General features: G+C 66.6%; 16 protein-coding genes, 1 other RNA gene and 1 pseudogene. 7 read left to right on the top strand and 11 right to left on the bottom strand.

Annotation, left to right across the window (positions count from 1 at the left end):
* Window positions 1-87 precede the first annotated feature (87 nt).
* Window positions 88-427: RNase P RNA component class A (gene rnpB, locus P3W97_RS02455), an RNA gene on the bottom strand.
* A 107-nt stretch (window positions 428-534) separates the two neighbouring features.
* Between rnpB and P3W97_RS02450 the strand changes: the two genes are divergently transcribed.
* A complete protein-coding gene (locus P3W97_RS02450) occupies window positions 535-2,397 on the top strand; it encodes an NAD(P)/FAD-dependent oxidoreductase (protein WP_300843442.1) in 1,863 nt (620 codons plus the stop codon).
* Window positions 2,398-2,450: 53 nt separating this feature from the next.
* Here the strand turns inward: P3W97_RS02450 and htpX are convergent, their stop codons facing one another.
* The 3 genes from htpX to pyrC form a co-directional block, all read right to left on the bottom strand.
* Entirely contained in the window at window positions 2,451-3,320 is an 870-nt protein-coding gene (gene htpX, locus P3W97_RS02445) for a protease HtpX (RefSeq protein WP_300843440.1), read from the bottom strand.
* A 115-nt stretch (window positions 3,321-3,435) separates the two neighbouring features.
* Window positions 3,436-4,305, bottom strand: coding sequence for an endonuclease/exonuclease/phosphatase family protein (locus P3W97_RS02440; protein WP_300843438.1), 870 nt, complete (start codon window positions 4,303-4,305; stop codon window positions 3,436-3,438).
* A 91-nt stretch (window positions 4,306-4,396) separates the two neighbouring features.
* Complete coding sequence (gene pyrC / locus P3W97_RS02435) at window positions 4,397-5,452, bottom strand: dihydroorotase (protein WP_300843435.1); 1,056 nt, start codon at window positions 5,450-5,452, stop codon at window positions 4,397-4,399.
* Between the two features lie 164 nt (window positions 5,453-5,616).
* On the opposite strand from pyrC, the gene P3W97_RS02430 reads away from it, so the two are divergent.
* The 5 genes from P3W97_RS02430 to P3W97_RS02410 are packed head-to-tail and all read left to right on the top strand — an operon-like array spanning window position 5,617 to window position 8,765.
* The gene (locus P3W97_RS02430) at window positions 5,617-6,123 is read left to right on the top strand and encodes a YeeE/YedE thiosulfate transporter family protein (protein ID WP_300843433.1); all 507 of its coding nucleotides are present in this window, start codon (window positions 5,617-5,619) and stop codon (window positions 6,121-6,123) included.
* A gap of 13 nt (window positions 6,124-6,136) precedes the next feature.
* Complete coding sequence (locus P3W97_RS02425) at window positions 6,137-6,787, top strand: DUF6691 family protein (RefSeq protein ID WP_300843432.1); 651 nt, start codon at window positions 6,137-6,139, stop codon at window positions 6,785-6,787.
* Window positions 6,788-6,804: 17 nt separating this feature from the next.
* The gene (locus P3W97_RS02420; protein WP_300843430.1) at window positions 6,805-7,053 is read left to right on the top strand and encodes a hypothetical protein; all 249 of its coding nucleotides are present in this window, start codon (window positions 6,805-6,807) and stop codon (window positions 7,051-7,053) included.
* A 24-nt stretch (window positions 7,054-7,077) separates the two neighbouring features.
* Window positions 7,078-7,740: a hypothetical protein gene (locus P3W97_RS02415; RefSeq protein ID WP_300843429.1), complete on the top strand. Its 663-nt coding sequence runs from the start codon at window positions 7,078-7,080 to the stop codon at window positions 7,738-7,740.
* Between the two features lie 35 nt (window positions 7,741-7,775).
* On the top strand, window positions 7,776-8,765 hold the full coding sequence (locus P3W97_RS02410; protein ID WP_300843427.1) for a sulfurtransferase: 990 nt from the start codon (window positions 7,776-7,778) through the stop codon (window positions 8,763-8,765).
* A 38-nt stretch (window positions 8,766-8,803) separates the two neighbouring features.
* Here P3W97_RS02410 and P3W97_RS02405 read toward each other — a convergent pair whose 3' ends face one another.
* From P3W97_RS02405 to P3W97_RS02380, 6 genes are all read right to left on the bottom strand, one after another.
* The gene (locus tag P3W97_RS02405; protein ID WP_300843445.1) at window positions 8,804-9,541 is read right to left on the bottom strand and encodes an amino acid ABC transporter ATP-binding protein; all 738 of its coding nucleotides are present in this window, start codon (window positions 9,539-9,541) and stop codon (window positions 8,804-8,806) included.
* 80 nt (window positions 9,542-9,621) lie between these two features.
* Complete coding sequence (locus P3W97_RS02400; protein WP_300843425.1) at window positions 9,622-10,290, bottom strand: amino acid ABC transporter permease; 669 nt, start codon at window positions 10,288-10,290, stop codon at window positions 9,622-9,624.
* Between the two features lies 1 nt (window position 10,291).
* Window positions 10,292-11,047, bottom strand: coding sequence for an amino acid ABC transporter permease (locus tag P3W97_RS02395; protein WP_300843424.1), 756 nt, complete (start codon window positions 11,045-11,047; stop codon window positions 10,292-10,294).
* Between the two features lie 77 nt (window positions 11,048-11,124).
* Window positions 11,125-12,027: an amino acid ABC transporter substrate-binding protein gene (locus tag P3W97_RS02390; RefSeq protein WP_300843423.1), complete on the bottom strand. Its 903-nt coding sequence runs from the start codon at window positions 12,025-12,027 to the stop codon at window positions 11,125-11,127.
* 96 nt (window positions 12,028-12,123) lie between these two features.
* Complete coding sequence (locus P3W97_RS02385) at window positions 12,124-13,047, bottom strand: LysR substrate-binding domain-containing protein (protein WP_300843422.1); 924 nt, start codon at window positions 13,045-13,047, stop codon at window positions 12,124-12,126.
* Between the two features lie 29 nt (window positions 13,048-13,076).
* Entirely contained in the window at window positions 13,077-14,945 is a 1,869-nt protein-coding gene (locus tag P3W97_RS02380) for an ABC transporter ATP-binding protein/permease (protein WP_300843421.1), read from the bottom strand.
* 17 nt (window positions 14,946-14,962) lie between these two features.
* On the opposite strand from P3W97_RS02380, the gene P3W97_RS02375 reads away from it, so the two are divergent.
* Entirely contained in the window at window positions 14,963-15,409 is a 447-nt protein-coding gene (locus P3W97_RS02375; protein ID WP_300843420.1) for an acyl-CoA thioesterase, read from the top strand.
* Between the two features lie 272 nt (window positions 15,410-15,681).
* Here the strand turns inward: P3W97_RS02375 and P3W97_RS02370 are convergent.
* A pseudogene (locus P3W97_RS02370) lies at window positions 15,682-16,431 on the bottom strand (AmpG family muropeptide MFS transporter); the annotation flags it as partial.

The raw sequence follows: 16,431 nt of genomic DNA, 5'->3' as shown, positions 1-16,431 counted from the left end.
GGCCCCAGCCGTGGCCCAGCCCAGGCTGGTGCGCTGGATCGCAGCCGGCGCGCGCTGAGCACCCTGGCTGCGTCGCACCCGGTCATAAAGTGAAGTCTGCCGGTACGCCGGATGCTGTGCTCGGGGCCCGAGAGCCCCTTGTGACCGCCATTCCTCTGGGCCGCTGGTCTCCCAAACGGCTCGATGCCACCTACCCGCCAGCACGGCCCGCGGGCCACGGGTCGGGGGTGCCCCCGGGCTGGCCTACTTGGAGTTGCTGCGCGTAGAGATTGCCGCGTTTCACCCCGGTCGGAACCGGCTCGTCTCTGTGGCTCTGATCCGCACCTCGCGGTGGCGAGGTGTTACCTCCTACGCTGCCCTGCGCAGTCCGGACGGTCCTCCAGCGCGCCCTTGCGGGCCATGCGCCAGCGACGGTCTGGCAGACTTCACCCGCCTATTATCGCTGCTGCGCCCGCCGGGTTGCTTGGCCGGCAACGTCGGCCTGCGTATCATCCGCGCCATGCCCGATCACCACGGGCCCCCAGGACCCACTGCATGATCCGCATTGCCGAACTGAAGCTGCCGCTGCAGGCTTTGCCTGTCGAAACCCGTCGCGCCGCCGATGCCCCGCCCGAAACCGCGGCCGATCGCTTACCGCCCCCGCACCCCATCGCCGCGCTGCGGGCGCTGGCCGCCCAGGCGCTGGACGTGCCAGCCAACGCCATCACCCAATTGAATGTGTTCAAGCGCGCATTCGATGCACGGGGTGCGCAGATCCGCGCCGTCTACATCGTGGACGTGGGTCTGGCCGACCCCCTGCAGGAAGCGGCCGCATTGCAACGCTGGGCGGGACATCCGCACATTCAGCCCACGCCAGACATGACGTGGCAGCCGCCTGCGCGGGCCGCACTGAAGGGGGTGCCCGGCGATGGCGAACGACCGGTCGTGGTGGGCTTTGGCCCCTGCGGGATTTTTGCCGCCCTGACGCTGGCCGAGATGGGACTGCGCCCCCTGGTGCTGGAACGTGGACGCCCCGTGCGCCGCCGCACGAAGGACACCTGGGGGCTGTGGCGCAAGCAGGTCCTCACGCCCGAGTCGAATGTGCAGTTTGGCGAAGGCGGCGCCGGGTTGTTTTCGGATGGCAAACTCTACAGCCAGATCAAGGACCCGCGCCACCTGGGGCGGCGGGTGATACAGGCCTTCGTGGATGCCGGCGCGCCACCCGAAATCCTGTACGAGGCGCATCCGCACATCGGCACTTTCAAACTCGTGAAAGTGGTGGAGGCACTGCGCGAGCGCATCACCGCACTCGGCGGCGAGGTGCGCTTCGAGCAGCAGGTGACGGACTTCGTATTGACACGCATGGCTGGCGAACGGCTGGGGCTGCAGGGGCTGCGCGTGCGCGATCTGGCCAGCGGCGAGGAGACCACTGTGCCCGCGCAGCGCGTCGTGCTGGCGCTGGGCCACAGCGCGCGCGACACCTTCGAGCAGCTTCACCGCCACGGTGTGTTCTTGCAGGCCAAACCGTTTTCGATTGGCGTGCGCATCGAGCACCCGCAAAGCGTCATCGACCGCGCCCGCTGGGGCCGCCACGCCGGCCACCCGTTGCTTGGTGCAGCGGCCTACAAACTGGTGCACCACGCCCGCAATGGGCGGGCCGTGTACAGCTTCTGCATGTGCCCGGGGGGCACGGTGGTGGCGGCCACCAGCGAACCCGAGCGCGTCGTCACCAACGGCATGAGCCAATACTCGCGCGCCGAGCGCAACGCCAACGCCGGGCTGGTGGTGGGCATCGGGCCCATGGATTTTCCGCAGCACGATGCAGCCGCCTGGCGCGCCGCCTTTGGCGACGAGGCGGGCGGCCGCTATGCGGCCGAAGCCGCGGTATGGATGGCTCGAGGGGACACCCACCCCCTGGCGGGCGTGGTATTGCAGCGACTGCTGGAGGGCGCCGCCTACCGCGCCGGCGGTGGCGGCTATCTGGCGCCAGGCCAATTGGTGGGGGATTTTTTAGCCGCCCGGCCCTCCCGCGCTTTCGGGGATGTGCTGCCGTCGTACAAACCCGGCGTCACCCTGGGTGATCTGGCCACGGTGCTGCCCGCCTACGCGGTGCAGGCCATGGGCGAGGCACTGCCCGTCTTCGGACGGCAAATCCCCGGCTACGACCGCGCCGATGCGCTCATGACCGGGGTAGAGACCCGCACCTCATCGCCATTGCGCATCACCCGCGGAGCGGACTACCAAAGCCTCAATACCGTTGGCCTATACCCCGCGGGCGAAGGGGCGGGCTATGCGGGGGGCATTCTGTCGGCAGCGGTCGATGGCATCAAAGTGGCCGAGGCGCTGGGCTGTCATATGCTTGGGGTGACACCGCCCCCGCCCGAGCGCAACGCCCCTCCGGCCATCAGCTACGGCTGATCGCGACAGGCGCCGACGGACGCGCGGCCCGTCCATTCGGCACCGGGGCCTGCTCAGGCGGCCTGCAGCGCCGCAATGCGCTCCTCGATCGGCGGGTGGGTGCTGAACAGTTTGCCCAGTCCGCCCGTGATACCCAAGGCCTGCATGCCTTGCGGCAAGGCCCCAGGCTGCAACCCGCCCAAGCGCGCCAGCGCATTGATCATCGGCTGCTTGCGCCCCATCAAAGCCGCGGAACCCGCGTCGGCGCGGAACTCGCGCTGGCGGCTGAACCAAGCCACGATGATCGCGGCGAGAAAACCCAAAATCACCTCCATCACGATGCTGGTGACCAGGTAGCCGATCCCGGGACCGGACTGCTCGCTGTCGCCGCGGCGCAAAAAGCTGTCCACCACATAGCCGATCACACGGCTCAGGAAGACGACGAAGGTGTTCATCACGCCCTGGATCAAGGTCATGGTCACCATGTCGCCATTGGCGATATGCGCCACCTCGTGGCCAATGACGGCTTCGACCTCCTCGCGCGTCATGTTTTGCAGCAGGCCGGTGGAGACCGCCACCAGCGCCGAATCCTTGAACGCCCCGGTAGCGAAGGCGTTGGGTTCGCCCTCGTAGATGCCGACTTCGGGCATGCCGATGCCAGCCTTGTCGGCAAAGCGGCGCACGGTGTTGACGATCCACGCCTCGTCGGCGTTGCGCGGTTCATTGATGATGACCAGCCCGGTCGTCCATTTGGCCATGGGCTTGCTCATCAGCAGCGAGATGAAGGCGCCACCAAAGCCGATGACCAGCGAGAAAATCGCCAACGCGGTCAGATTCAGGCCGTTGGCGCTCAGAAAGCGATCCACGCCCAGGATGCGGGTGGTGATCAACAATACCGCCATCACGGCAAGGTTGGTCAAGACCAGCAACAAGATGCGTTTCATAGGGTCTCCGTTACAGGGTTGACAGGGCCGGGCCCCTCGGCACCGCCTCAGCTTTCCCATATGGGGCCACGCCAATGCGGCTTCAAGAAGGAAGTGGCGACATGATAGCAATCGCTCAGAGTCGGGGCGGCGGCGCGAGTTCCAGCACCAGCGGCTGGTGATCCGACAGGCGGGTGTCGGCATCCAGCCGCACGTCCCGCACGGCCGACGCAAGGCCCGGCGTGACGAAGATGAAGTCGCAGGCGATGGGCGTTTCTCCCGGTTCGTGCACCCGAAAAGTCGCGGGCCGCGGCCCCGGCCCGTGCGCCCGGGTCCAGGCATCGACAAAGACACCTGCCCCATGCGCGGATGGCCCGACCAAGACGCGATAAGCCTCGCTGCCAGGCGCGGTGTTGAAGTCCCCGCACAACACCGCCTCGCTCGCCCACACCCGGGCATGGAAAGGGGTGTCTGCCGGCTCTGCGTCGGTGCGGGGCGGCGCAGCGGCGACTGCAGCGGCCTCCTGCTGCCAGGCGGCCAGCGCGCGGGCCTGGGCCAGGCGCTGCGTGGCGGAGTAGTACGCCAAATGCGTGCCAGCGACGCGCAACGGCCCCCATGGGGCCTGCACGGTCAGCGCCGCCAACACACGCGGCATGGACGGCACCGCAGGGTCGGCCGGATATGGCAGCGGCTGGTGGCACACCTGCAGTACGGGCAAGCGGCTGGCAATCAGATTGCCAAAACGCTGGCGCGCGGCGCGGCCTGGCCGCCAGTCGTCCATCGCCGGCGCAAAAAACACCTCGTACTCGGGCAGGGCGGCGGCCACCGCCTCGACCTGGTCCGCTTCACCAGCGCCGGCTAAGCCGCCGAAATGCTGAGCCACCTCCTGCAAACAGATCACCTCGGGGTCGCCGCCCCAGGCACGCGCATGCGCCAGCACCCGCGCCACATCCACACGGCCATCCATACCGCGAAACCACTGCACATTCCAGGTGAGGATCCGCATCGCCATCTCCCGGGCCAGCCGGATCAAGCGGCCAGCGTCGTTCGTATCGTAACCGTCGTTGCCGGCCAGGCAGGAACGCGCATGCCGTGTCTCAGGCCGCGGCGGCGGGCAGCAAGCGCCAGCCCAGCGTCTCGCCGGCGCGCAGCGGCCGGACCTCCACGTCGCCGAAGCGGTAGCGCTCGGGCACCGTCCACGCCTCGCGCTTGAGCGTCACGCGCTCGGTGTTGCGCGGCAGGCCGTAGAAGTCCGGTCCGTGCAGGCTGGCAAAGCCCTCCAGTTTGTCCAGCGCGCCGGCGGCCTCGAACGCCTCGGCGTAGAGCTCCAGCGCCACCGGCGCGGTGTAGCAGCCAGCGCAACCGCAGGCGTGTTCTTTGAGCTGCACCGCATGCGGCGCGCTGTCAGTGCCCAGGAAGAAACGCGGATGGCCGCTGGTGGCCGCTGCCGCCAACGCTTGGCGGTGCACCTCGCGCTTGAGCACCGGCAAGCAATAGTGGTGCGGCCGGATGCCGCCAGCCAGCAGGGCGTTGCGGTTGTACAGCAGATGGTGCGCCGTGATGGTGGCTGCCAAGTTGGACCCGGCTTCGGCAACGTACTGCGCCGCCTCCTTCGTCGTGATGTGCTCCAGCACGATCTTCAGGCCCGCAAAATCGCGCCGCAGCGGATCCAGCACCCGCTCGATAAACACCGCCTCACGGTCGAAGATATCGACCTCGCTGTCGGTCACCTCGCCGTGCACCAGCAGTAACAGCCCCGCGCGCTGCATCGCCTCCAGCGTTCGGTAGATGCGGCGAATATCGGTGACACCCGCGTCGCTGTTCGTGGTGGCCCCCGCCGGGTAGAGCTTGACCGCCACCACGCCGGCCTCGCGTGCGCGCTCGATCTCCTGCGGCGGCAGGTTGTCAGTCAGGTACAGCGTCATCAGCGGCTCGAAGACCGCGCCGGCCGGCCGCGCCGCCAGGATGCGCTCGCGGTAAGCGGCCGCCTGCGCCGCGCGGGTCACCGGCGGCTTGAGGTTGGGCATCACGATGGCGCGCGCAAACTGCGCCGCCGTGTGCGGCACCGTCGTGGCCAGCGCCGCACCATCGCGCAGGTGCACATGCCAGTCGTCGGGGCGGATCAGCGTCAAGGTGTCGGGTCCGTGGCTCATGGGGCTGGATTGTCGCCGAGCGCGGGCAGCGTTGTGGCCGATGCACTTGCTCAGGCAGGCCGCCACGGCTGCGCGCAGGGCAAAACCCGCCCATTGCACTCGCCGCCGCCCTTACCTATACTCTGCAGGGCAGTGTGTTTTTGATATTTCTCACGATCGCCATCATGACGATGATCCCGAAACCTTTCTGGAACCCGTGGCTGGCGGGCGTGGCTCTGGGTGTGACGCTGCTGGCCACCTTCGTGCTCACCGGTCACGGGCTGGGCGCCACCGGCTTCACCACGCGGCTGAGCGCCTGGCTCGGCCTGCAGGCCGCCCCCGAGGCCATCCAGGCCAATGCCTACCTCGGCGCGATGGCGCGGCCCGACATCCTCGACGGCTGGATCACCTGGCAGGTGATCGGCGTGTTCGCTGGCGCGCTGCTGGCGGCGTTCCTCGCCGGTCGGATGCGCGTACAGCTCGACGGCGCCACACGCGTCGGCGCTGGCAAGCGCATTGCCACGGCGCTCATCGGTGGCCTGCTGGCTGGCTTTGGCGCGCGCATCGCGGCGGGCTGCACCAGCGGACTGGGCCTGTCGGGTGCGGCCACGCTGTCGATCGCCGCATTCGTCTTCCTGGGCGCATTTTTCGTCACCGGGCTGATCGCCAGCCGACTCGTCAAAGGGGTCTGACGCCATGTTCCCCATGCAAGAAACCCTCTGGTCGGCGCTGCTGGTCGGCGTGGCGTTCGGTTTCATTCTGGAAAATGCCGGCTTCGGCAGCCCGTGCAAGCTGACCGGCCAGTTCACGCTGCGCGACTGGTCGGTGCTGAAGGTGATGTTCACCGCCATCGTGGTGGCCGCGGTCGGGCTGCAGCTGCTTGGCATGGCCGGCGTGCTGGATCTGGACGCGGTGTTCGTGCCGACCTCGCTGATGATGGCCTCAGCCATCGGCGGCGTGCTGGTCGGCGCCGGCTTTGCGATCGGCGGCTACTGCCCCGGCACCTCAGTGGTCGGGGTGGCCTCGGGCCGGCTGGACGCGCTGGTGTTTTTTGCTGGGCTGATCGTCGGCACATTCGCCTTTGCTGGGCTGTACGGCCCGGCGATCGAGGCCATCATGGCCATGGCCGAAGTCGAGGCCGGTGACACCCTACAGGACGCCTGGGGCATCTCGCCGTGGTGGATCATCGGTGCGATGGCCGCGGCGCTGGTCGGGGTGTACTACCTCGGCCGCTGGTTCGAGCAGCGCCACGGCGGCCCGATCGACGCGCGGGAGGCCGTGCTCGGCGAGGCCGGCTGCGGCTGTGGCGCGCAGGGCAGCGGCGGCGCCGCCCCTTCTTCTCCCCTTCCTCGCTAGCCCTAAGGAAGCCGACCATGAAAACCCGCATGCAACCCCTGACCCAGACCCTGACCGCGCTGCTGGTCGCCTCCAGTCTCGTGGCACCGGCCGCGATGGCGCAGCAGGGGCCCAAGGCCGATGGCAAACCCGCCGCCAGCGCCGCCGGCAACCCCTGCGCCCCGGGCAACCCGTGCGCACCTGGCGCCGACAAAAAGAAAAAGAAAAAGCGCACCGAGGGCGACAACCCCTGCGCTCCGGCCAATCCGTGCGCACCGAAGCGCTGATTGGCCTTGCGGTCTGTCCCGATCATGTCCGCTGCGTCCAGGTGGCTTCGCTCGGCCGAACCGACCAGCCTGGCCGGTTGGGCTGACATTGCGCTGCGCGTGCCGCTGGCCTATGCGCAACGCGGCCTGTCGCTGGCGCAGGCGGCGCTGGCCGGCGCGCACCACTTCGAAGAATGGCGCCATTACCCGGCGCGCGACGTCGTCGACACCGCGCATGGCACGCGCTATTACTATCACGCGCACGGCGGAGCACAGCGCTGGGGCGCCGACGCCCCGCCGGAACACGGCCACTTCCATTTGTTCTGGGACGGGCCCGAGCCCGGCACCCATGTCCACCTCGCGGCGCTGGCATTGGATGCGCGGGGCCAGCCGCTGCGCTGGTTCACCACCAATCGCTGGGTCACGGCCGGGCGCTGGACGTCGGCGGCGGAACTGGCACCGCGCCTACCCGCTTTTCGCCTGGCGGTGCGCGGCGGACGGCTGGCGCCGCTGGCACGCTGGCTGACCGCGATGGTGCAGCTGTTCGCCGACGAGCTGGCGCTGCTGCTGCGCGCGCGCGATGCAGCGCTCGAACCGCAGCTGCGCCACCGCTCGGCCGAGCAGGTTCAACAGGACCGCGCGCTCGAGGTGCTCAGCGTCGCCGACGCGGCTTTGGCGCCGCGCCTGCGGAGGCTGGGCCTGGCCTGATCATTTTTTTGCCCCAAAGAAGGAGAGAGACGACGATGAGAACCCTTCAACGCATTGCGGTGGCGCTGGGCACGGCCGTGCTGGCCGCCGGCGCCTGGGCCCAGGGCGTCCTACCCGCTCCGGTGGTCAGCACCCAGTGGCTGGCCGACAACCTGGACAAGGTGCAGGTGATCGAGATCCGAAACGATGGCAAAAGCTTTACGCGCGAGCCAGAGTTCGAGACCACCAAGGACGGCAAGAAGGTCCTTGACGAGTTCGGCGGTCACATCCCCGGCTCGCGCCTTTTCCTGGCGAAGGATTTGCGTACCGAGCGCGAAATCGGTGGCAACAAGGTCAAATACCTTCTGCCGGACCGTGCGACATTCGAGAAGACGGTGCAAACGGTGGGGGTACTCGCCGACAAACCGATCGTCCTGGTGCCGGAAGGGCAAAAGATTTCCGACTTCAACGACGCGGCGCGGCTGCACATTCTGCTCAAAGCGTATGCCGACACGCCGGTGGCGATGCTCGACGGTGGTATGGTGGCGTGGCTGTTGGAAGGTCGCCCGTGGAGCAAGGACGCGCCCGCGCCCTTGACGAGCACCTGGAAGGCCACTGCCGAGCGCTTCGCCAACTTCGTGGCCGATTCGCCAGACGTGGCCTCGGCCATGGAAAAGAACGATGTGCAACTGGTCGACACCCGCTCCTCGTCGATGTACTTAGGCATTTTCAAGCGTGACTATGTCTATGCCTACGGTCACATCCCCGGCGCGCGCAGTGTGCCGCTGGAGACGCTGTTCGTCAACCGCAGCGGCACGATCCGGCTGCTCAAGCCCGAGACCTACCGCGCCGTGTTCCAGTCGCTCGGCGTCGATCCTGCCAAGCCGCTGATCACTTACTGCAACAGCGGCAACGACTCTTCACTGCCGTGGTTCATCGCCCATGAGATCCTCGGCAACGCGCAAGCGCGCAATTACGACGGCTCGCTGCACCAGTGGACGCTGGAGAAGCGCGCGATGAACGCACCAGTGCCAGCGGCTATGTGATTGATCGGCGGGCCATGTCGCCCGCCCCTGCGTCGGTCTCAGTGCGAAAGGATTTTGTCGAGGAAGTCCTTGGTGCGCGGTTGACGCGCCTCTGGATGGCCGAAAAATTCCTCTTTCGGGCAGTCCTCTAGGATCTTGCCGCCGACATCCATGAAGATCACGCGGTCGCTGACTTTGCGCGCAAACCCCATCTCGTGCGTGACGACCATCATCGTCATGCCCTCTTGCGCCAGCCCGATCATCACATCCAGCACCTCGCCGACCATTTCCGGGTCCAACGCCGAGGTCGGTTCATCGAACAGCATCACGATCGGATCCATCGACAGCGCCCGCGCGATCGCCACGCGCTGTTGCTGGCCCCCGGAGAGCTGACCCGGATATTTGTCTTTGTGCGCGATCAGCCCGACGCGCTCCAAATACATCAGTCCGTGCTTTTCGGCATCTTGCGGGTGGCGACCCAGAACCTTGACTTGCGCCAGGGTCAGGTTTTCGGTCACCGTCAGATGCGGAAACAGCTCGAAGTGCTGAAACACCATCCCGACGCGGCTGCGCAGCTTGGGCAGATTGGTCTTGGGGTCGTGCACCGGCTCTCCATTGACCCAAATCTCGCCCTTCTGAATCGGCTCCAGCGCATTGATGGTTTTGATCAGCGTGGACTTGCCCGAGCCCGAAGGCCCGCAGACCACCACCACCTCGCCCTTGCGGATCGCGGTGGAGCAGTCGTTGAGCACCTGCACGGCGCCGTACCATTTGGACACATTCTTCAGTTCGATCATCGGTCGTTCCATGACGACTCCTCAGCATTCAGAAGGGGACCGCATGGGCCGTACCGTCGGCAGCCCTGCGGTCTTGGGGTTCAACGGATGATGGCAATGCGGGCATGCACGCGCTTGACCAGTGCCGACAAGCTGTAACAAATCACGAAATACGCCACGGCCGCGGCCAAGTACGCTTCGATAGGGCGGCCATAGTTCTTGCCGGCGATCTCGAAGCCCTTGAGCATGTCATAGGCCCCGATCGCGTACACCAGCGAGGTGTCCTGAAACAGAATGATGGTCTGTGTCAGGAATACCGGCAGCATGTTGCGAAACGCCTGCGGCAGGATCACAAAGCGCATGTTCTGGCCATACGTCAGCCCCAAAGCGTGTCCGGCCATGACCTGCCCACGCGGGATGGACTGGATGCCAGCGCGCACGATCTCGCTGAAATACGCCGCCTCGAACGCGATGAAGGTGATGATCGCCGACAGCTCCGCGCCGATGGGCCGGCCGATGACGAACGGCACCAGCAGGAAGAACCACAGAATCACCATCACCAACGGGATGCTGCGCATGCCATTGACGTAAACGGTAGCGGGCCACGCCAGCCAGGGCCGGCCGGACAAGCGCATGAGCGCCAGCACCGTGCCGAACGCCACACCGCCCAGCGTGGCCACCACCGTCAGCAGCAAGCTGAACTGCAGCCCCTTGAGCACGAAGCTGCTGATGATGTCCCAGCGGTAGAAGGACCAGTCGAGGTTGAGCATCTCAGTGGCCTCCCGCGGCGCCGCTGGCGATGAAACCCGGCACGCGCACGCGCCGCTCGATGAAGGCCATCAGCCGATTGATCGCAAACGCCGAGACGATGTACAGCGCCGTGACCGCCAGGTAGATCTCGATGCCACGCGCGGTCTCCTCCTGCGCCTGCATGGCAAACATCGTCAGCTCCGCCACCGACACGGCAAACGCCACCGAGGAGTTCTTGAAGATATTCATCGCCTCACTGGTCAGCGGAGGAATGATGATGCGAAAGGCCATTGGCAGCAGCACATAGCGGTAAGCTTGCGCGGTGGTCAGCCCCAGCGCCAGCGCGGCATAACGCTGGCCGCGCGGCAGGGCCTGAATGCCGGATTTGACCTGCTCGGCAATCCGTGCCGAGGTGAACAGGCCCAGCGCGATCACCACCAGCACGAAGCCGGGCACGACCTTGAGTGCCGGCACCAGCGCCGGGATCACGTGGTACCACAAAAAAATCTGCACCAGCAGCGGAATGTTGCGAAACAGCTCCACCCAGGCGTTGCCCAGGCGCACGACCCAAGGTCTGCCGGGCAAGGTGCGCAGCGTGCCAATCACGCTGCCCGCCAGCAGTGCCAGCAGCAGCGCCAACAGCGACACCGACACGGTCCAGCCCCAGGCAGACAGCATCCAGTCCAGATAGGTGATGTCGCCGCCTTGACCAAAACAGCGCGGCTGAACCTCGCGGGTGATGGTGTCCTCGCAGAACACCTGCCAGTCCCATTGCATACGATGTGCTCCCGTTCCAAAACAAAACACCCCAGGCGCACGATGCGCCCGGGGTTCGGCAGGGCCGTCGGGACCGCTTACTTGGCCGCGTAGGCCTCCATCGGCCGGTCATTCGGGTTGGCGATGGCGGCCTTGAGCGCTTCGCTCATTGGCATGTTCATGCGCACATTGTTCGGCGGCGTGGGCTGCATGAACCACTTGTCGTAGATGTTGGCCAGCTCGCCGGACTTCATCATTGCGACGATGGCATCGTCCACCGCCTTCTTGAACGCCGGGTCGTCCTTGCGGAACATGATGGCAATCGGCTCGACGCTGAGCACCTCGCCGACGATCTTGAAGTCAGCCGGGTTCTTGGAGCGCGCAATCAACCCCGCCAACAAGGACCCGTCCATCACGAAGGCATCGGCCCGGCCCGATTCCAGCAACAAGAAGCTGTCGGCGTGGTCCTTGCCATACACCTCCTTGAAGTCCACGCCGCTGGCGCGCTCGTGCTTGCGCAGCGTCTGCACCGACGTGGTGCCTGTGGTGGTGGCGACATTCTTGCCGTTGAGGTCCTTGATCGAGTTGATGCCCGAGTTGGCCTTGACCGCGATGCGCACCTCCTCCACGAAGGTGGTCACCGCAAACGCCACGTCGCGCTGGCGCGCCTGGTTGTTGGTGGTGGAGCCGCACTCGATGTCCACGGTGCCGTTTTGCACCAGCGGGATGCGGTTCTGCGAAGTCACCGGCTGGTACTTGATATCCAGCTTGGCCAAGCCGAGCTGCTTTTGGATGTCGCCCAGCACACGCTGGCAGATTTCGACGTGGTAGCCGGTGTATCTGCCATCGCCCAGCGTGTAGGACAGCACGCCTGACGATTCGCGCACGCCCATGGTGACCGAGCCGGTGGACTTGATCTTGGCCAGGGTGTCGTTGGCCTGAGCGTGGACGGTGGTGGCCGCCAGGGCCGACAGGGCCAGTGCCAACAGTGGCTTTTTCATGCAGCAATCCTTTCCATTGGGATAACGACGACGCCGATCTTACAAGCATCTGCCGTGCCAGGGCAGAGGAAAAACCCGCGCCATGCGCACCGACAGTCAGGCGCCGGTGCCGCACAAGCGCTGCACATCCGCCCAGAACCGCTGCGCGGCAGCCTTGGGGCGACCACCGCGCGCGCGGTACAGACGGATGTCCAGCTCGCCTTGCCAGGTGCCCTGCCGCGGGGCTGCGGACACCAGGCGGCCATCGGCCAGCGCTGGCTGGACCGCGCTGGTCGGCAAGAAGGCCACCCCGTACCCCTCGATGGCCATGGCCTTGAGGCTCTCGGCCATGTCGGTCTCGTACACGCGGTCAAGGTAGGCCGGCTCGGCGGACTGGCGCAGCACCCAATCCACCACCCGCCCCAAATACGCGCCCGGGGCATAGGCCAGGTACGGAACCGGTGCACGGGCCGCACCAGGCAGGCGCATCAACGGCCGCCCATCGGGAGCGGGCCGGCTGAAGGGGGCCAGCACCTCGCGCCCCAGGGGCAGCATCTCGTAGTGTGCGGCGTCCAGCTCGATCGGCTGCGAGGCGTGGTGATAGGCCAGCAGCAGATCACACCCGCCCTCGGTCAGCCGCATCACCGCGTCGTGCACATTCAGCGCCACCAACCGCGTCTTGATCGGTCCGAGCTCTGCCCGCAGCCGCGACAGCCACGCTGGCACGAAAGTGAACGCCAGCGTGTGCGGCACAGCAAACTCGATGGTGTCCTTGGCCACCGCCGTGTGCTGGCGCAGCAGCGCCCGCGTGGTCTGTAGCGTGTGCAGGATGTCGATCGCCTGGGCGTACAGTGTCTGCCCGGCCTCGGTCAGTCGCGTGGGGTACGAGGAGCGATCCACCAGGTCCACCCCGGCCCACGCCTCCAGCGACTGGATGCGGCGCGAGAACGCCGGCTGCGTGACGTGGCGCAACTGCGCCGAACGGCTGAAGCTGCGCGTCTCGGCCAGGCTGACGAAGTCTTCGAGCCACTTAGTTTCCAAACCCTGCTCCCGTGCCCCGGCGGGGCCGATCAGGCACTGTCGGCCCCGCTTTGCTGCAACGCCCACATCTGGGCATAACGGCCACCGCGCGCCAGCAAATCGGCGTGCTGGCCACGCTCGACGATGCGGCCGTGCTCCAACACCACGATCTCGTGCGCATCGACCACGGTAGACAGCCGGTGGGCGATGACCAATGTCGTGCGGTCGCGCGCCAGACGGCGCAACTCGGCCTGGATCGCGCGCTCGTTGGCCGAATCCAGGGCCGACGTGGCCTCGTCGAGAATCAAGATCGGTGGGTTCTTGAGCAAGGTGCGCGCGATGGCGACGCGCTGCTTTTCGCCGCCCGAGAGCTTGAGGCCGCGCTCGCCCACCACGGTCTGCCAACCCTGCGGCAGGCGCTCGATGAAGTCCAGGATATGGGCCGCCCGCGCAGCCTCGCGGACCTCATCGGCCGTCGCATCCGGGCGGCCGTAGCGGATGTTGTATTCGATGGTGTCGTTGAACAGGACGGTGTCCTGCGGCACGACGCCAATGGCGCGGCGCAGGCTGGCCTGGGTGATATGGCGCACATCGTGACCGTCGACGGTGATGCGCCCTGCCGCCGCGCGGGCCACGTCGTCGTCGCCTGGCCGCCCAACATCGTAGAAACGGTACAACAAGCGCGCCAGCGTCGATTTGCCTGAGCCCGAGGGACCGACCACCGCCACCGTGCGCCCGGCCGGGATGACCAAATCCACGCCGTGCAGGATCTCGCGCTCGCGTTCATAGCCAAAGTGCACCGCTTCAAACCGCACTTCAGGCGCGTGCACGACGACCAGCTCGCGCGCGTCAGGAGCGTCGCGCACCTCGCACGGCCGCTCCAGCAGGTCAAACATCCGCCCCAAATCGGTCAGGCTCTGGCGGATCTCGCGGTACAGCACCCCCAAAAAATTGAGCGGCAGGTACAACTGGATCATGAAGGCATTGATCATGACCAGATCGCCCAACGTCATGCGCCCTTCGGTCACCGCGACGGTGGCGCGCCATAGCACGGCCACCAAAGCAGCGACGATGATGAGCTGCTGGCCCGCGTTGAGCAACGACAGTGAGAATTGCGTGCGTACCCGCGCGCGCCGCAGGCGATCCAGGCTGTCGGCATAGCGGCGCGCCTCCCAGGCCTCGTTGTCAAAGTACTTGACCGTTTCGTAATTGAGCAGCGCATCGATCGCCCGGGCCTGGCTGGCCGACTCCAGCTCGTTCATCTGGCGCCGAATGCCAGTGCGCCACTGGGTCACCTGGACCGTGAACGCCACATATACCACCAGCGCCAGCCCCGTCGTCCAGACGTACCAGGCCTCGAACCGGGTGCCCAGCAACGCCAGCACCAGCGCCATCTCGATCAGTGTGGGCACCACGCTGTAGAGCGAATACGAGATCAGCGACTGCACCGCCCGCGTGCCGCGCTCGATATCGCGGGTCAGCCCCCCGGTTTGGCGCTCCAGGTGAAAGCGCAGGCTCAGCGCATGCAAATGCGCAAACACCTGCAGCGCGATGGCGCGGGTGGCTCCCTCGGTGGCTTTGAGGAACACCAGCTCGCGCAGCTCGGCGAACAGCGTTGCGCACAGCCGCAGCGCGCCATAGGCCAGCAACAGCCCCACCGGCACCACGAGCAGCCCCGTGGCCTGCGCGGACAGGCCCGGCAGCGGCGTGAGGGCGTCCACCAGTTCTTTGAGCAGCAGCGGCACACCCACCGTGGCCAGCTTCGCCCCCACCATCAGTGTCAAGGCCGCGGCCACACGCCAGCGGTATTCCCACAAATACGGCAACAGGCGGCGCAGCGTCTGCCCATCGCTGCGCGGCGGTGCGGCGGCAGCGGCTAGGGCCTTGGGTGCAGCGCCGACTAGGGCACGCTCACGCATGATCGACAATCGGTGTCATGAAAGACGCCATCGTACCTTCAAGCATCGATCCTCAATCCAATCCGGCCAACACCAGCCTGCCGCATGACAAGGAGCTGGTCTTGCGGGTCATTCCGATGCCCGCCGATGTCAACGCCAATGGCGATATTTTTGGCGGCTGGGTCATGGCCCAGGTCGACCTGGCGGGATCCGTCATCCCCGCGCGACATATGGGCGGGCGCTTTGCCACGGTCGCGGTCAACCAGTTCCAGTTCAAGCAGCCGGTCAAGGTTGGCGATCTGCTCAGCTTCTACGGCACCATCGTGCGCATCGGCAACACCTCGATCACGGTGCAGGTGGAGGTGTGGGCCGAGCGCCAGCGCCCCCACTACCAATGCGTGAAGGTAACCGAAGCGACGCTGACCTATGTGGCCATCGACGAGCAGGGCCGCCCGCGTCCGGTACCCCGTCCTGCGCCGACCTGAGCGCGCCCCGCCCGGCTGCGCCCAGGGTGGGCCATCGAGGCCCGCAGAAAAAAGCCGCCGGGGTCGAGCCGCGGCGGCCAAAGTCCATCACAGGACGTCGTTGGGATTCGGTGAATGATCGCAGCGAACAGGCAGCCTCTGCGTCTTGCCGCAGCAAGCGCCACCGACACGCCCCGGCCAACTCCGGGGCTGTGCCGGTCGCCCGACTTGGGCCCCAATAAATGTTGTTGTAGGGGAGCCAGGGCGCGAGGGCGTGTGACAGCATCCAACTGCTATTGTGCGTTCGAAACGCCCCGCGCAGCCTCCCCTGTTTGGGGGAGGCGCCGCCCAGCCCATGTCACCAGCAGCAGCACGGGCAGTCCCAGGGCCGTGGTCAGGACGAAGAATCCGGGGTAGCCCAACGCATCGACCATGCCACCGGAGTAGCCCCCCAGGGCCTTGGGCAGCAGCGTCATGAGCGAGCTGAAAATGGCATATTGCACCGCCGTGAAGCGCACCTGCGTCAGGCTGGACAAAAACGCGACGAATGCCGCGCTGGCAAAGCCCGCCGCCAGATTGTCCGCCGCCACCACTGCATACAGCCAGGGCCGCTGCGGCCCGACCAGCGCCAGCGCCACGAAGCCCAGGTTGGTCAGGGCCGACAGCACCGCTCCCCACCACAGCGAGCGCATCACGCCCAAGCGCGTTGCCAGAATGCCGCCCAAAAAACCCCCTGCAATGCTGACGATGACCCCAAAGGTCTTGACCGCGGCTGCAATATCCGGCTTGGAAAAGCCCAGGTCCTGGTAAAAGATATTCGATATCACCCCCAACACGATGTCGGAGATGCGGTACAGCCCGATGACGGCAAGCAACAGCGCTGCATCCGCCCAGCCGTGGCGCACGAAAAACGCCCGCACCGGCTCGACCCAGGTCAGCCGCGCGGCCACCCGGCTGGCCACCCCCGCGTGCACGAGCAGTACGCCCGCGGTAAAGGCCGCCCCCAGCGCCATAGCCAGACGCACCCCCTCCCAGGCCAAGGT

Origin of the sequence: Tepidimonas sp., assembly GCF_029335975.1 — a bacterium.
Taxonomy (GTDB): Bacteria; Pseudomonadota; Gammaproteobacteria; order Burkholderiales; family Burkholderiaceae_C; genus Tepidimonas.
The sequence above is the reverse complement of the archived record's forward strand: the minus strand, read 5'-3'. Positions and strand labels throughout refer to the sequence as shown.

What these genes read in the sequence shown, in the direction of transcription:
- P3W97_RS02450 (WP_300843442.1), top strand. Translation starts at nt 535, where the DNA reads ATGATCCGCATTGCCGAACTGAAGCTGCCGCTGCAGGCTTTGCCTGTC.
- htpX (WP_300843440.1), bottom strand. Translation starts at nt 3,320, where the DNA reads ATGAAACGCATCTTGTTGCTGGTCTTGACCAACCTTGCCGTGATGGCG.
- P3W97_RS02440 (WP_300843438.1), bottom strand. Translation starts at nt 4,305, where the DNA reads ATGCGGATCCTCACCTGGAATGTGCAGTGGTTTCGCGGTATGGATGGC.
- pyrC (WP_300843435.1), bottom strand. Translation starts at nt 5,452, where the DNA reads ATGAGCCACGGACCCGACACCTTGACGCTGATCCGCCCCGACGACTGG.
- P3W97_RS02430 (WP_300843433.1), top strand. Translation starts at nt 5,617, where the DNA reads ATGACGATGATCCCGAAACCTTTCTGGAACCCGTGGCTGGCGGGCGTG.
- P3W97_RS02425 (WP_300843432.1), top strand. Translation starts at nt 6,137, where the DNA reads ATGCAAGAAACCCTCTGGTCGGCGCTGCTGGTCGGCGTGGCGTTCGGT.
- P3W97_RS02420 (WP_300843430.1), top strand. Translation starts at nt 6,805, where the DNA reads ATGAAAACCCGCATGCAACCCCTGACCCAGACCCTGACCGCGCTGCTG.
- P3W97_RS02415 (WP_300843429.1), top strand. Translation starts at nt 7,078, where the DNA reads ATGTCCGCTGCGTCCAGGTGGCTTCGCTCGGCCGAACCGACCAGCCTG.
- P3W97_RS02410 (WP_300843427.1), top strand. Translation starts at nt 7,776, where the DNA reads ATGAGAACCCTTCAACGCATTGCGGTGGCGCTGGGCACGGCCGTGCTG.
- P3W97_RS02405 (WP_300843445.1), bottom strand. Translation starts at nt 9,541, where the DNA reads ATGATCGAACTGAAGAATGTGTCCAAATGGTACGGCGCCGTGCAGGTG.
- P3W97_RS02400 (WP_300843425.1), bottom strand. Translation starts at nt 10,290, where the DNA reads ATGCTCAACCTCGACTGGTCCTTCTACCGCTGGGACATCATCAGCAGC.
- P3W97_RS02395 (WP_300843424.1), bottom strand. Translation starts at nt 11,047, where the DNA reads ATGCAATGGGACTGGCAGGTGTTCTGCGAGGACACCATCACCCGCGAG.
- P3W97_RS02390 (WP_300843423.1), bottom strand. Translation starts at nt 12,027, where the DNA reads ATGAAAAAGCCACTGTTGGCACTGGCCCTGTCGGCCCTGGCGGCCACC.
- P3W97_RS02380 (WP_300843421.1), bottom strand. Translation starts at nt 14,945, where the DNA reads ATGCGTGAGCGTGCCCTAGTCGGCGCTGCACCCAAGGCCCTAGCCGCT.
- P3W97_RS02375 (WP_300843420.1), top strand. Translation starts at nt 14,963, where the DNA reads ATGAAAGACGCCATCGTACCTTCAAGCATCGATCCTCAATCCAATCCG.